This window comes from Streptomyces sp. WM6386, assembly GCF_000972385.1.
Taxonomy (GTDB): domain Bacteria; phylum Actinomycetota; class Actinomycetes; order Streptomycetales; family Streptomycetaceae; genus Streptomyces.
Map to the genome: position 1 here is coordinate 1 of NZ_JXTE01000003.1, position 13,854 is coordinate 13,854.

A 13,854-nucleotide genomic window follows, 5' to 3' on the forward strand; every position below is an offset into this window, starting at 1 on the left:
AATCACGGGGTAGTCGGCCGCCAGGCCGCGCTGGTTGAGCTCCTCCAGGTTCTCCTTCATGATCACCGTGGACTTCACCAACAGCCCGGACATGCCGATGACGTCGGCGCGGTGCTCCGTGGCGGCTTCCAGGATGGCGGAGACCGGCTGCTTGATGCCCAGGTTGACCACGTTGTAGCCGTTGTTGGACAGAATGATGTCGACGAGGTTCTTGCCGATGTCGTGCACGTCGCCGCGGACGGTGGCCAGCACGATCGTGCCCTTGCCGTCGTCGTCCGTCTTCTCCATGTGCGGTTCGAGATAGGCGACGGCGGTCTTCATGACCTCGGCGGACTGAAGGACGAACGGCAGCTGCATCTGGCCCGAGCCGAACAGCTCACCGACGACCTTCATGCCGTCCAGGAGAATCTCGTTGACGATGTCCAGGGCCGGACGGGACTGGAGGGCCTCGTCGAGGTCGGCCTCCAGGCCGTTCTTCTCGCCGTCGATGATGCGGCGCTTGAGGCGCTCCTCCAGCGGGAGGGCCGCCAGTTCCTCGGCCTTGCCCGCCTTCAACGACTTCGCGTCGGCCTTGCCCGCCTTCAACGACTTCGCGGTGGCACCCTCGAACAGGGCCATCAGCTTCTGCAGCGGGTCATAACCCTCGGCACGCCGGTCGTAGACGAGGTCGAGGGCGGTCTGCACCTCTTCCTCGCTGAACCGGGCGATCGGCAGAATCTTCGAGGCGTGCACGATCGCCGAGTCCAGGCCGGCCTTCGTGCACTCGTCCAGGAAGACCGAGTTGAGCAGGATCCGGGCGGCGGGGTTGAGACCGAAGGAGATGTTCGACAGACCGAGAGTGGTCTGCACATCCGGATGGCGGCGCTTGAGCTCGCGGATCGCCTCGATGGTGGCGATGCCGTCCTTACGGGACTCCTCCTGACCGGTGCAGATGGTGAAGGTCAGGGTGTCGATGAGGATGTCCGACTCGTGGATCCCCCAGTTCCCGGTCAGATCGTCGATGAGCCGCTCGGCGATGGCGACCTTGTGCTCCGGGGTGCGGGCCTGCCCCTCCTCGTCGATGGTCAGCGCGATCAACGCGGCACCGTGCTCCTGCGCCAGCTTGGTGACCTTCGCGAACCGGGACTCGGGACCGTCACCGTCCTCGTAGTTGACCGAGTTGATGACCGCACGCCCGCCGATCTTCTCCAGGCCGGCCTTGATGACGGGGACTTCGGTGGAGTCCAGCACGATCGGCAGGGTGGACGCGGTCGCGAACCGGCCGGCCAGCTCCTCCATGTCGGCGACGCCGTCGCGGCCGACATAGTCCACGCACAGGTCCAGCATGTGCGCGCCCTCGCGGATCTGGTCCCGGGCCATCTCCACACAGTCGTCCCAGCGGCCCTCCAGCATGGCCTCACGGAACTTCTTCGACCCGTTCGCGTTCGTGCGCTCACCGATCGCCATGTACGACGTGTCCTGCCGGAACGGCACCGTCTGATACAGGGACGCGGCGCCCGGCTCGGGGCGCGGGTTGCGCTCGGTGGGCGCGAGGTCGCGCACCCGCTCGACGACCTGGCGCAGATGCTCGGGAGTGGTGCCGCAGCAGCCGCCGATGAGGGACAGGCCGTAGTCGCGGACGAAGTTCTCCTGCGCGTCGGCCAGTTCGGGCGCGGTGAGGGGGTAGTGGGCGCCGTCCTTCGTGAGGACCGGGAGGCCGGCGTTCGGCATACAGGACAGCTGGATGCGGGAGTGGCGGGCCAGATAGCGCAGGTGCTCGCTCATCTCGGCGGGCCCGGTCGCACAGTTCAGGCCGATCATGTCGATGCCGAGCGGCTCCAGCGCGGTCAGCGCGGCACCGATCTCCGAACCGAGCAGCATCGTGCCGGTCGTCTCCACCGTCACCGACACGATCAGGGGGACGTCGTATCCGGCCGTCTCCATGGCCCGGCGGGCGGCGATGACGGAGGCCTTGGTCTGGAGGAGGTCCTGGGTGGTCTCCACCAGGAGCGCGTCGGCGCCGCCGGCGAGCAGGCCCTCGGCGTTCTGCTGGTACGCGTCACGGATGGCGCCGAAGGTGGTGTGGCCGAGGGTGGGCAGCTTGGTGCCGGGGCCGACCGAGCCGAGGACCCAGCGCCGGCGGCCGTCGCGGGCGGCGTACTCGTCGGCCGTCTCGCGGGCGATCCGGGCGCCGGCCTCGGACAGTTCGTGGACGCGTTCGGGGATGTCGTACTCGCCGAGAGCGGTCAGGTTGGCGCCGAAGGTGTTGGTCTCGACGCAGTCGACGCCCGCGTCGAAGTACTCGGCGTGCACCGAGCGCACGATGTCGGGGCGGGTGACGTTGAGGACTGGAGCATGGTGCCCATCGCCCCGTCGGCGACCACCACACGGGTGGCGAGCGCCTCGCGGAGCGCGGACGCACGGGTCCGGCTGTCGGCGGAAGGGGTCGGTGGCAACGAGGCCATGAAGGGGCTCCCTGTGGGTGCGACGGCTGTCGGCTTTGCGTCCTGCCGCGGGGCTTCCCACAGCGGGCGCACGCCGTCAGGGTAGCCGGGACCCGACCCGAACGGTCAGAGCGTCCACGGGACGGACGAGGATGACGGGCTGGTCATTCCCGGGATACGAGTGACGCGAGCGTGCATCACGAGTGACCTAAAGGTGTCGTACGACCATTGGCGGTTGGTCGGCATGGACTAGTAGTGTTCGACATTGCCGAACAGCGGCAGCGACGTCGCGGGTCGACGGCGAAGGGGACGGAGGCAGAACGGCGATGGCACGGAACATCCAGTCGCTCGAACGGGCGGCCGCGATGCTGCGCCTGCTCGCGGGCGGCGAGCGGCGGCTCGGCCTCTCGGACATCGCCTCGGCCCTGGGCCTCGCCAAGGGCACCGCGCACGGCATCCTGCGCACCCTCCAGCTGGAGGGGTTCGTCGAGCAGGACGAGGCGTCCGGGCGGTACCAGCTGGGCGCCGAGCTGCTGCGCCTGGGCACCACCTATCTCGACGTGCACGAGCTGCGGGCGCGCGCCCTGGTGTGGACCGACGATCTGGCCCGCTCCAGCGGCGAGAGCGTCTATCTGGGCGTCCTGCACCAGCAGGGCGTGCTGATCGTGCACCACGTCTTCCGGCCCGACGACAGCCGGCAGGTGCTGGAGATCGGGGCCATGCAGCCGCTGCACTCCACGGCGCTGGGCAAGGTGCTGTCGGCGTACGACCCGGTGGCGCACAGCGAGGCCATCGAGGCGGACCGCAAGGCGTTCACCGATCGCACGGTGTCCGAGCTGGACGCCTTCGAGAACATCCTCGACATCACACGCGCGCGTGGCTACTCCGCGGACGTGGAGGAGACCTGGGAGGGCGTGGCCGGTGTGGCCGCCCCCATCCACGACCGGCGGCGGATGCCGGTGGGTGCGGTCGGCATCACGGGGGCCGTGGAGCGGCTGTGCCGGGACGGTGAGCTGCGTACCGAGCTGATCGCGGCGGTACGGGACTGCGCCCGCGCGGTGTCGCGGGACCTGGGCGCCGGGCGCTTCTAGAAGTCGGTAAGAGCACACCGGGACGCCCTGACGGCGTTCCGGTCTTCGCCGTACCCTGAAGCGGACATATCGGGCGAGGCCCTATAGCAGCCTCATATGAAGATCGATAGCTCACAGCAATCAATAACGATCGTGCTTTCGATAACAGAACCCTTGACGCACATGTAACGCCGGAGCGAGACTCCCGTCCATCGGTCGGCATTGTCGAACACCTACCGGCAATACGCGCTAGAGTGTGACAACGCCAAGGGCCGGCACAGCTCTCACCCGAGAGCAGCTCGAACCTCCGGAGGGACCCGGGGTTCGGTCCCCTGGACGAAGGACAAAGGAGTCGCGGGTGTCCAGCTCCGACATCTTCATCGGCGAGACCATCGGTACCGCCATACTCATCCTGCTCGGCGGCGGCGTCTGTGCGGCCGTCACGCTGAAGGCCTCCAAGGCCCGCAACGCCGGCTGGCTCGCCATCACCTTCGGGTGGGGTTTCGCCGTGCTGACAGCCGTCTACACCTCCGCACCGCTCTCCGGCGCGCACCTGAACCCGGCCGTGACCCTGGCGCTCGCGCTCAAGAAGAACGGCATCTCCTGGAGTGACGTCCCGATCTACTGGGGTGGACAGCTGCTCGGCGCCATGATCGGCGCGGCCCTGGTCTGGATCGCCTACTACGGCCAGTTCCTCGCGCACCTGACCGACAAGGAGATCGTCGGCGGTCCGGGCGCGCAGGCCACCAAGACCAAGGCCGTCGAGGCCCAGGAGGCGGCCGCCGGCCCGGTTCTGGGCATCTTCTCCACCGGTCCGGAGATCCGGGTCGCCTGGCAGAACGTCGCCACGGAGGTCATCGGCACCATCGTGCTGGTGCTCGCCATCCTCACGCAGGGTCTCAACGACGGTGGTAACGGCCTGGGCACCCTGGGCGCACTCATCACCGCACTGGTCGTCGTCTCCATCGGTCTGTCGCTCGGTGGCCCGACCGGTTACGCGGTCAACCCGTTCCGTGACCTCGGTCCGCGTATCGTGCACGCCCTCCTGCCCCTGCCCAACAAGGGTGGCTCCGACTGGGGCTACGCCTGGGTCCCGGTCGTCGGTCCCCTGATCGGCGCCGCGATCGCTGCGGGCATCTACAACGTCGCTTTCGCTTAGAAGCAGCCGTAGCAAGCAGTCGTAGACAGTCCCCCTTACTTACGGAACCAGGAGCACACCGTGACCGACGCGCACACCGCCGGCCCCTTCATCGCCGCCATCGACCAGGGCACCACCTCCAGCCGCTGCATCGTCTTCGACCGCGACGGACGTATCGTCTCCGTCGACCAGAAGGAGCACGAGCAGATCTTCCCGAAGCCGGGCTGGGTCGAGCACAACGCCAACGAGATCTGGACCAACGTCCAGGAGGTCGTCGCCGGGGCCATCCAGAAGGCCGGCATCACCCGCGACGACATCAAGGCCATCGGCATCACCAACCAGCGTGAGACCACGCTGCTCTGGGACAAGAACACCGGTGAGCCCGTCCACAACGCCATCGTCTGGCAGGACACCCGCACCGACGCGCTCTGCAAGGAGCTCGGCCGCAACGTCGGCCAGGACCGCTTCCGCCGCGAGACGGGCCTCCCCCTCGCCTCGTACTTCGCCGGCCCGAAGGCCCGCTGGCTCCTCGACAACGTCGAGGGTCTGCGCGAGCGCGCCGAAGCCGGAGACATCCTCTTCGGCACCATGGACAGCTGGGTCATCTGGAACCTGACCGGTGGTGTCAACGGCGGCAAGCACTACACCGACGTCACCAACGCCTCCCGCACCATGCTGATGAACCTCCACACGCTGGAGTGGGACGAGAAGATCGCCGAGTCCATCGGCGTGCCGCTGTCGATCCTCCCGGAGATCCGCTCCTCCGCCGAGGTCTACGGCGAGGTCACCGGCGGCAAGCTGGGCGAGCTGCTCGGCGGCATCCCGGTCGCCTCGGCGCTCGGTGACCAGCAGGCGGCCCTGTTCGGCCAGACCTGTTTCGCCGAGGGCGAGGCCAAGTCGACGTACGGCACCGGCACCTTCCTGCTGATGAACACCGGCGACAAGCCGGTCAACTCGTACAACGGCCTGCTCACCACGGTCGGCTACCGGATCGGCGACCAGAAGGCGGTCTACGCCCTCGAGGGCTCGATCGCCGTCACCGGTTCGCTGGTGCAGTGGATGCGCGACCAGATGGGCCTGATCTCCACCGCCGCCGAGATCGAGACGCTCGCGCTCTCGGTCGAGGACAACGGCGGCGCCTACTTCGTGCCGGCCTTCTCCGGTCTGTTCGCCCCGTACTGGCGCTCCGACGCCCGCGGTGTGATCGCCGGCCTGACCCGGTACGTCACCAAGGCGCACCTCGCGCGCGCCGTCCTGGAGGCCACGGCCTGGCAGACCCGTGAGATCACCGACGCCATGACCAAGGACTCCGGTGTCGAGCTCGCGGCCGTCAAGGTCGACGGCGGTATGACCTCCAACAACCTGCTGATGCAGACCCTCGCCGACTTCGTGGACGCCCCCGTGGTCCGCCCGATGGTCGCCGAGACCACCTGCCTCGGCGCCGCCTACGCCGCCGGTCTCGCCGTCGGCTTCTGGACCAGCACCGACGACCTGCGCGCCAACTGGCGCCGGGCCGCCGAGTGGACCCCCAACATGGCCGCAGAGAAGCGCGACCGTGAGTACAAGAGCTGGCTCAAGGCCGTCGAGCGGACGATGGGCTGGCTTGAGGACGAAGAGAGCTGACGAGAGCCACTCGTAGGCTCAGCACGCTCTGATGAGGAGTAAGAACCCGAAATGACCAGTCAGACCACCCTGCAGTCCGTGCCTGCCCTCGGTACGCGCCCGGCCTCCGGCTCCAACCCGAGCCGCGCCGAGACCCGGGAGCAGCTCTCCAAGGCGTCGTACGACCTTCTCGTGATCGGCGGCGGCATCCTGGGCATCTCCACTGCCTGGCACGCCGCGCAGTCCGGCCTGCGGGTGGCCCTGGTCGACGCCGGCGACTTCGCCGGTGCCACCTCTTCCGCCTCCTCCAAGCTTCTCCACGGCGGTCTGCGCTACCTGCAGACCGGCGCGGTGAAGCTGGTTGCGGAGAACCACTTCGAGCGCCGTGCGGTCTCCCGTCAGGTGGCTCCCCACCTGGCGAACCCGCTCACGTTCTACCTCCCGGTGTACAAGGGCGGGCCGCACGGCGCCGCGAAGCTCGGGGCGGGCGTCTTCGCCTACTCCGCGCTCTCCGCGTTCGGTGACGGCGTCGGCCACCTCCTCTCGCCGGCCAAGGCGGCGCAGGACGTGCCCGAGCTGCGCACCGACAACCTCAAGGCCGTGGCCGTGTACGGCGACGACCAGATGAACGACGCGCGCATGGCGCTGATGACGGTCCGCGCGGCCGTCGAGGCGGGCGCGGTCGTGCTCAACCACGCCGAGGTGACCGGCCTGAGGTTCACCAAGGGCCGGGTCACGGGCGCCGAGCTGCGCGACCGCCAGTCCGGCGACGAGTTCGGCGTCAGCGCCCGGCTCGTCCTCAACGCGACCGGCCCGTGGGTCGACCACCTGCGCAAGCTGGAGGACCCGAACGCGGCCCCGTCGATCCGTCTGTCGAAGGGCGCGCACCTGGTCCTGAAGCGGACGGCGCCGTGGAAGGCCGCGCTGGCCACCCCGATCGACAAGTACCGCATCACCTTCGCCCTCCCCTGGGAGGACATGCTGCTGCTCGGCACCACGGACGAGGAGTTCGAGGGCGACCCGGCGGACGTCTCGGTCACCGAGAAGGACACGGCCCAGATACTCGACGAGGCCGCGTTCTCCATCCGGGACCAGCAGCTCGACCGTGACCTGATCACGTACGCCTTCGCGGGTCTGCGGGTGCTGCCCGGTGGCCCCGGCAGCACGGCGAAGGCCAAGCGGGAGACCGTGGTGACCGAGGGCAAGGGCGGCATGCTGTCCGTCGCGGGCGGCAAGTGGACGACCTTCCGGCACATCGGCCGTACGGTCATGCAGAAGCTGGAGGCGCTGCCGGGTCACCCGCTGGGCGACGACTTCGAGCCGATCTCCTCGCTGCCGAAGAAGCTGCCGCTGCCGGGTGTCGCCAACCCGCGGGCGGTCGCGCACCGGCTGCTGGTCGACAACCCGGCCCCGGGTCCGCGCATGGCGGCGGACACGGCGAAGCACCTGGCCACGCACTACGGTTCGCTGGCCTTCGACATCGCCCGGCTGGCGAACGACAACCCGGAGCTGGCGCAGCGTGTCCACCCGGACGCCCCGGAGATCTGGGCGCAGGTCGTCTACGCCCGGGACAACGAGTGGGCCGAGACGACGGACGACGTCCTGCGCCGCCGTACGACGCTGACGATCCGCGGCCTGGCCACGGACGACGTCCGCGCCAGGGTCCAGGACCTGCTCGACAAGAAGTAGCCCTCGGGCCGGCCCCTCCCCGACCTGGCCGGCACCACCGAGAAACGGCCCCTCTCCCCTATGGGGGCCGGCACGCGAAAGGGGCGGCTCCGCGCCGACGGAGCCGCCCCTTTCGTGTGCCCGCGTTGTCAGTGGCGGGTGTTCTCATGGAGGCATGAACATGGATCAGGCCGCACCTGAGGATCTCGACGCGCTCCGGAAGGCGTTCGGCGTGGACGACGAGGGTGCGTCGGCGCTCGGGTGGGAGGCGGTGTACGCCTTCGAGGCGGAGCACGGGATCGTCCTGCCGGAGCCGTACCGGACGTTCGTGGCGGAAATATCGGACGGGTCGTTCCAGGGGCCGCCGGAGTACGGGCTGGTGGGGCTTGCCGAGCTGCCGTCCGACTGGGGCGGCGACGGGGCGGAGCGGAGCCTGGCCGAGCCGTTTCCGCTGACGGAGCCGTGGCTCTGGGAGGAGGACGAGGGGCCCTACGAGGACCCGGAAGCCGTCACCGATCAGGTCTTCAACCACGGTTCTGTCGTGCTCGGGACGGACGGGTGCGCGATGAACTGGCACCTTGTCGTCACCGGCCCGCACCGAGGGCACATCTGGCACGTCACGGACGTCGGCGCCATGCCCTTCGGCGCGGAGTTCGGCTTCACGACCTCCGCGCCCGGCTTCGCGGGCTGGGTGGGGCACTGGGCTGCCGGCAAGGAGTGGTTCGACGCCGAGTCAGCCGAGTGAGGTCACGACGTCGCGCACGGCCTGCGGTGACGTCAGCTCCTCGCGCCGCACGACGAGTTCGCGGCCAAGGAGCAGTGCCCGGCGGGACGCCGGTACCGGGTCCGCGAGAGTCGTCAGGTCGGTCAGGTGGGCGAAGCCGATGATGCGTCGGATGATCTCCGTGCCGGCATAGCCCACGGAGTCGGTCCAGACCCGGCGCAGGAAGCGGTCCAGATAGGCGTCGTCGAAGAAGGTGTCGACGCGGGTCGGCCACAGCCGGCGGAACTCCGTCTCGAACGCCTGCCAGGACAGGCGGAGTTGGTCGGGGTGGTCCGACAGCGTGCCCAGCGCGCGGGCGCGTTCCTCCGACACCAGCGCGTTGGCCCAGTACAGGCCGAGGTCGTAGCCGATCGGGCCGACGAAGGAGAACTCGGGGTCGAAGACCCGCACGACGGGGCCGCCTTCGCGTTCTCCGACCATGATGCTGCCGGTGTGCAGGTCGCCGTGGAGCAGGGCCTGGGCGCTGGTCATGAAGGTGTGGCGGAGGTCGGCGACCTCCGTGCGCAGCCCGGTGTCGGCGCGGAACTGCCTCGCCAGGTCGTCCAGGCCCTCGTGCCAGTGGTTGTGCTCGTGCTCGATGTACGGCTCCGACAGGACCACGTCTTCCGTGATCTTGCAGAGCTCGGGGCTGACCGAGGCCGCGATCAGCGCCTTGCGGTCGGCCGACGCCATGCCGAAGTCACTGGTCGCGAAGGAGAACTGGGCGACGAACTCGCCGGTCCTCGCCGAGGTGTGCGGACCGTAGGAGGCGCCCTCGTTCAGCAGGGTCCGCAGCACCTCCAGGTCCGACATGTCCTCCATGACGAGGGCGTAGTTCTCGGGGTCGTAGCCGTGGACCGCCGGGATCTTGTCCGGGGCGACGCGCGCGACCTGCTCGTAGGCCCGTGCCTCGGCGTCGGCGCGGTCCGGGTTCATCGGCCAGGAGGGGCCGGCGACACGGACCCAGGGCAGGGCCTGCTTGAGGGCGAGGCTGCGGGTGCCGTCGGCGTTCGACGCCAGGAACACCCTGTTCATGTTGCCGTCCGAGACCTCGCGGACCTGCGGATCGGCCGCCTCGTCCCAGTGGCCCCGCTCGCGCAGGTACGCGGGGATGTCGTCGGTCTCCAGGATGCGGTAGCCCATGGTCGGTGAACTCCCCTATGCGGTGCGGCGCTTGGACAGGGTGAAGCTGAAGACGAGGGCGAGGATGAGGACCGCGCCCTCGACGACGTCCTGCGTGTAGTACGGCAGACCCTTGATGGTCAGGCCGGTCGTGATGATGCCGATCAGCACCGCGCCGAGGGCCGTGCCCCAGACGTTCGGGCGGCCGCGGCCGAGGACCGAGGTGCCGACCAGTGCGACCGCCACCGCCTCCAGCAGCTGGGACGTTCCGGCGCTCACATCGCCCTGGCCGATGCGGGACGCCAGGATCAGGCCGCCGATGGAGGCGAGGACGCCGGAGATGACGTAGGCGAGGGAGCGGTACGCGCCGACGCGGATGCCGGCCAGGCGGGAGGCCTCGGGGTTGGCGCCGATGGCGTACAGGACGCGGCCCCAGCGGGTGCGGGCGAGGAAGACCCAGGCGGCGATCGTCAGGCCGCCGAAGACGAGGACCGAGATGGGGATGCCGAGGACCGTGCCCCGGTCGATCTTCAGGAAGCCGTCCGTGAACTTGCCGGGTGCCGTGGAGCCGTCGTCCAGGGTCATGCCCGGGGTGATCGACTGGCCGTCGACCAGGATGAGCTTGGTGCCCTGGATGACGAACATCGTGCCGAGCGTGGCCAGCATGTCGGGGATCTTCAGCACCACGATGAGGAGCGCGTTCAGCAGGCCGGCCACCGCGCCCGCCGCGATCACCGCGATGATCGCGACCGTGCCGACCTGGTTGTGGACGACCATCGTCTGCGCGGCGACGGAGACGCCCAGTCCGGCGACCGCGCCGACGGACATGTCCATTCCGCCGACGGCCATGGTGAGGGTGACGCCGAGGCCGAGGATGGCGGCGACGGAGACGTACCGCAGGGTGTCGAGGAGGGTGGCCGACTCGCGGAAGGAACCCTCGCTCAGCGCGAAGTACAGGAAGAGCGCGACCGTCACGAAGATGAAGCCGTACTTGATGACGGCGTTCTGGACGCGCACGGCGGTGGTGGTGGCGGGCGGGATCGCCGCCTTCACCGGGACCTCGGTGCTCTGCTGGGTGGTCATGGGGGGACTGCTTCCTTCGGCGGCCGGTGTCAGCAACGGCTAGACGGACACGGCGATGGTCTGGATCACGCGGTCGCGTTCCGCGTCTTCGCCGTACGCGTCGAGATGGATCTCGCCGGACGCGAGTACGACGACCCGGTCGGCGATCTCGAGGATCTCGTCGACGTCGGCGGACAGGACGAGGACGGCGGCGCCCTCGGCGGCGAGGGAGCGGGCGCGGCGGCCGATGTCGCGCCGGGCGCCGATGTCCACGCCTCGGAACGGCTCGTCCAGGATGAGGACACGGGGCGTGTGTGCCAGCCAGCGGCCGACGACGACCTTCTGCTGGTTGCCGCCGGACAGCTCCTCGACGGTGCTGTGTTCGTCGCGGGCGACGACGCCGAGGGCCTCGATGGTGGCGCGGCCCAGGGCGTCCTCCTTCCCGCGCTGGACGAGCCCCGCCCTCGACAGGGACTTAAGGAACGGCAGCGAGACGTTCTGCGCCAGCGACCAGCCGGGCACGAGGGCGTCGGCGTGCCGGTCCTCGGGGACCAGGTGGAGGCCGGCCCGGATCGCGTCGGCGGGCCGGCGGGGCGCGAAGTTCTTGCCGTCGAGCTCGACGGAGCCGGCGGCGAAGGGTTCGGCGCCGAACAGACCGCGGGCCAGCTCGGTCTTGCCCGCGCCCAGCAGGCCCACGACACCGGTGACTTCGCCGGCGCGGATGTCCAGATCGAGGGGCGTGCGGCCCGCGAAGAGCCGTACCCCCCGAAGGGACAGTACGGCATCGCCGGACGCCCCCTCCCGCACCGGGCGGGCCGTGGTCGTCTCCTGGGCCTGGGCGAGCATCGCCCGCAGGGCCGCGTCCCAGTCGAAGGGCTTGACCTGGTCCTCGGTGAGATGTCCGTCCCGCAGGACGACCAGTCGGTCGGCCAGCGCGTCGATCTCGCCCAGGCGGTGGGAGACGTAGAGCACCGCGATGCCGTCGTCGCGCATCTTCTCGACCAGTGCGAACAGGCGCTCCGCCTCGGCGGCGGACAGGGCGGAGGTCGGCTCGTCGAGGATGAGCAGGCGGGGGCGGGTGGCCAGGGCGCGGGCGAGGATGAGCAACTGGCGGTCGGAGATGCCGAGTTCGGTGACGTCCCGCTTGAGAAGGCTGTCGCTCCAGTCCAGGCCGAGGCCGGCCTGGATCTCGCGGGCGCGGGCGAGCAGCCTGCCCCCGTTCAGGAACGGGTTGCCCCGGCTCTGTGCCAGCTCCTCGAAGACCAGGTTCTCGGCGACCGTGAGGCCGGGCACGATGCCCTCGCTGATGCGCTGGTGCACGGTCTGGATGCCCAACTGGCGTGCGGCCAGCGGCGACTGGAGAGCTACGGATTCCCCTGCGACCCGCACCTCGCCGCCGTGGTCGGTGTGCACGCCGGACAGGATCTTGATCAGCGTGGACTTGCCGGCGCCGTTCGCACCGAGCAGCGCGACCACGCTGCCCGGTGCGATGTCCAGTGAGACGGAGGCAAGGACGGTCTTGCCTCCGAAGGCCATGCTGACGTCGGTGAGGCTGACCGCGGGCGTCTCAGTCGTCTCAGTGGGCGACATTCGAGATCCAGTCCGCGGTCGAGACCTGGGACAGGTTCAGCGCGGGCAGCGCGGTGCGCAGCTGGTCCATGTTCTCGATCTTGTTCTTGTTCAGGAAGTCCTGGGTGATGGCGACGGCCGGGAACTCGACGGAGGCCTTGTTCAGCTGGCCGGCCAGTTCCAGGGCGGTGGTACGGACGACGGCGGCGCCCACCGCGGACGGGTCGGTGCCCGCCGTGGCGACCCACGGGCTGTCGGCGGCGGTCATCTGCTGGATGTCGGCGTTGGAGACGTCCGCGCCGAAGACCTTCACCTTGTCCTGGAGCTTCTTGTTCTGGACGGCGAGGACGGTGCCCTTGGCCAGCTCGTCGTAGGGGGCGAAGACGCCCGCCACGTCCGAGTGCTGGGTGAGCGCGGCGGAGACCAGGGGAACGTTGTCGGTGGCCGTGGAGTCGGTCACCTTGCCGACCTTGAACTCCTGCTTCCAGCCCTGTGCGGCGAGTTCCTTGGTCCAGACGGTGTTCCGCTTGTCGAGGGCGGCGTAGCCGGCGACGTTGACGTAGCCGACCTTGGCGTCCTTGCCGACCTCCTTGGCCATCACGTCGAGGACGGCCTGGGCCATGCTCGCGTCGTCCTGCTTGGTGGAGACGACACCCTTCGTGGCCGTCTCGACGTCGTAGACGACGACCTTGATGCCCTTCTTCACGGCCTTGTCGATCTCCGGCTGGATGGTCGCCGGGAAGCCGTGGTCGATGATGATCGCCTTGGCGCCCGAGTTGATCGCCGAGGAGAGGTCGGTGGCCTGCTTGGCGTTGTCGGCCTGCGCGTCGTACACCGTCAGGTCGATGCCGAGGGCCTTGGCCTGGGCCTTGGCTCCGTTGCCCCACTGCTCGAAGTAGTCGCCGGCGCCGCTCTGCCGGACCAGGGCGACCTTGACCGCGCCGTCGCTGAAGGGGGCGGGCTTCTTGCCCGTGGCGGCCGACGCGGAGGCGGCGGTGCTGCCGGTGTCCTTCGAGGCGTCCGTGGACTGCGAGCAGCCGGCGAGCAGGAGCGCGGAGACGGAGGCCAGCGAGAGCGCGGCGAGGGGGAGGCGGACACGGGACATGAGGGGCTCCAGGTGCGGGGTGGTGCAAAGGGGGGTGAAGCGGAGGGGAGCGCGCGACCCGGAGCGAGGGAAAGGAATGCGCCACCTCAAGCAGGGGCGGCGGCCCGCGGCGACAAGGGCGTACGGGGCTCCGGGTGGGGTCAGCGACAGCTGGCCGTGGCCGTCCGGAGCAGATCCACGTGCAGCCGCCGCACGAGCAGCAGCGTCTTCATGCACAGATCATGGGAACGATTCCGGCCATTCGTCAAAGCAATGAACACGCTTTCTCACTGCTTGAGACAACAACTTCGTCACACCGGGTTGACCTGCCGGGTCGAGTTACCATCACGGAA

The 13,854-nt window shown here is 69.4% G+C and carries 9 protein-coding genes and 1 pseudogene; 5 read left to right on the forward strand and 5 right to left on the reverse strand.

All coding sequences use genetic code 11. The features are described 5' to 3' along the window. A pseudogene (gene metH, locus TN53_RS02305) lies at nucleotides 1-2,444 on the reverse strand (methionine synthase); the annotation flags it as partial. Between the two features lie 305 nt (nucleotides 2,445-2,749). Between metH and TN53_RS02310 the strand changes: the two are divergent. From TN53_RS02310 to TN53_RS02330, 5 genes are all read left to right on the forward strand, one after another. Further along, nucleotides 2,750-3,514 carry an IclR family transcriptional regulator gene (locus tag TN53_RS02310; RefSeq protein WP_046256598.1) on the forward strand — a complete coding sequence of 255 codons (765 nt, stop codon included), beginning with the start codon at nucleotides 2,750-2,752 and terminating at the stop codon, nucleotides 3,512-3,514. A gap of 337 nt (nucleotides 3,515-3,851) precedes the next feature. Further along, nucleotides 3,852-4,652, forward strand: coding sequence for an MIP/aquaporin family protein (locus tag TN53_RS02315; RefSeq protein WP_046256599.1), 801 nt, complete (start codon nucleotides 3,852-3,854; stop codon nucleotides 4,650-4,652). Nucleotides 4,653-4,712: 60 nt separating this feature from the next. Beyond that, a complete protein-coding gene (gene glpK, locus TN53_RS02320; RefSeq protein WP_046256600.1) occupies nucleotides 4,713-6,254 on the forward strand; it encodes a glycerol kinase GlpK in 1,542 nt (513 codons plus the stop codon). A 51-nt stretch (nucleotides 6,255-6,305) separates the two neighbouring features. Continuing rightward, a complete protein-coding gene (locus TN53_RS02325; RefSeq protein ID WP_046256601.1) occupies nucleotides 6,306-7,922 on the forward strand; it encodes a glycerol-3-phosphate dehydrogenase/oxidase in 1,617 nt (538 codons plus the stop codon). Nucleotides 7,923-8,076: 154 nt separating this feature from the next. After that, on the forward strand, nucleotides 8,077-8,646 hold the full coding sequence (locus TN53_RS02330; protein ID WP_046256602.1) for an SMI1/KNR4 family protein: 570 nt from the start codon (nucleotides 8,077-8,079) through the stop codon (nucleotides 8,644-8,646). On the opposite strand, the gene mtnK is transcribed toward TN53_RS02330, so the two are convergent. The 4 genes from mtnK to TN53_RS02350 are packed head-to-tail and all read right to left on the reverse strand — an operon-like array spanning nucleotide 8,635 to nucleotide 13,522. Next, the gene (mtnK, locus tag TN53_RS02335) at nucleotides 8,635-9,807 is read right to left on the reverse strand and encodes an S-methyl-5-thioribose kinase (RefSeq protein WP_046256603.1); all 1,173 of its coding nucleotides are present in this window, start codon (nucleotides 9,805-9,807) and stop codon (nucleotides 8,635-8,637) included. The two genes, TN53_RS02330 and mtnK, sit on opposite strands and share 12 nt — an antisense overlap. A 15-nt stretch (nucleotides 9,808-9,822) precedes the next feature. After that, complete coding sequence (locus tag TN53_RS02340; RefSeq protein WP_046256604.1) at nucleotides 9,823-10,869, reverse strand: ABC transporter permease; 1,047 nt, start codon at nucleotides 10,867-10,869, stop codon at nucleotides 9,823-9,825. 39 nt (nucleotides 10,870-10,908) lie between these two features. Continuing rightward, the gene (locus tag TN53_RS02345) at nucleotides 10,909-12,438 is read right to left on the reverse strand and encodes a sugar ABC transporter ATP-binding protein (RefSeq protein ID WP_046256605.1); all 1,530 of its coding nucleotides are present in this window, start codon (nucleotides 12,436-12,438) and stop codon (nucleotides 10,909-10,911) included. Continuing rightward, nucleotides 12,425-13,522 (reverse strand): substrate-binding domain-containing protein, encoded by a 1,098-nt coding sequence (locus tag TN53_RS02350; RefSeq protein ID WP_046256606.1) that lies wholly within the window; start codon nucleotides 13,520-13,522, stop codon nucleotides 12,425-12,427. The genes TN53_RS02345 and TN53_RS02350 overlap by 14 nt, the downstream gene beginning before the upstream one ends. Between the last annotated feature and the right edge of the window lie 332 nt (nucleotides 13,523-13,854).

Bases quoted from the DNA above. Each gene is read 5' to 3' on its own strand.
- TN53_RS02325 (WP_046256601.1), top strand. From the start codon at position 6,306: ATGACCAGTCAGACCACCCTGCAGTCCGTGCCTGCCCTCGGTACGCGC.
- TN53_RS02310 (WP_046256598.1), top strand. From the start codon at position 2,750: ATGGCACGGAACATCCAGTCGCTCGAACGGGCGGCCGCGATGCTGCGC.
- mtnK (WP_046256603.1), bottom strand. From the start codon at position 9,807: ATGGGCTACCGCATCCTGGAGACCGACGACATCCCCGCGTACCTGCGC.
- TN53_RS02330 (WP_046256602.1), top strand. From the start codon at position 8,077: ATGAACATGGATCAGGCCGCACCTGAGGATCTCGACGCGCTCCGGAAG.
- TN53_RS02350 (WP_046256606.1), bottom strand. From the start codon at position 13,522: ATGTCCCGTGTCCGCCTCCCCCTCGCCGCGCTCTCGCTGGCCTCCGTC.
- TN53_RS02345 (WP_046256605.1), bottom strand. From the start codon at position 12,438: ATGTCGCCCACTGAGACGACTGAGACGCCCGCGGTCAGCCTCACCGAC.
- TN53_RS02340 (WP_046256604.1), bottom strand. From the start codon at position 10,869: ATGACCACCCAGCAGAGCACCGAGGTCCCGGTGAAGGCGGCGATCCCG.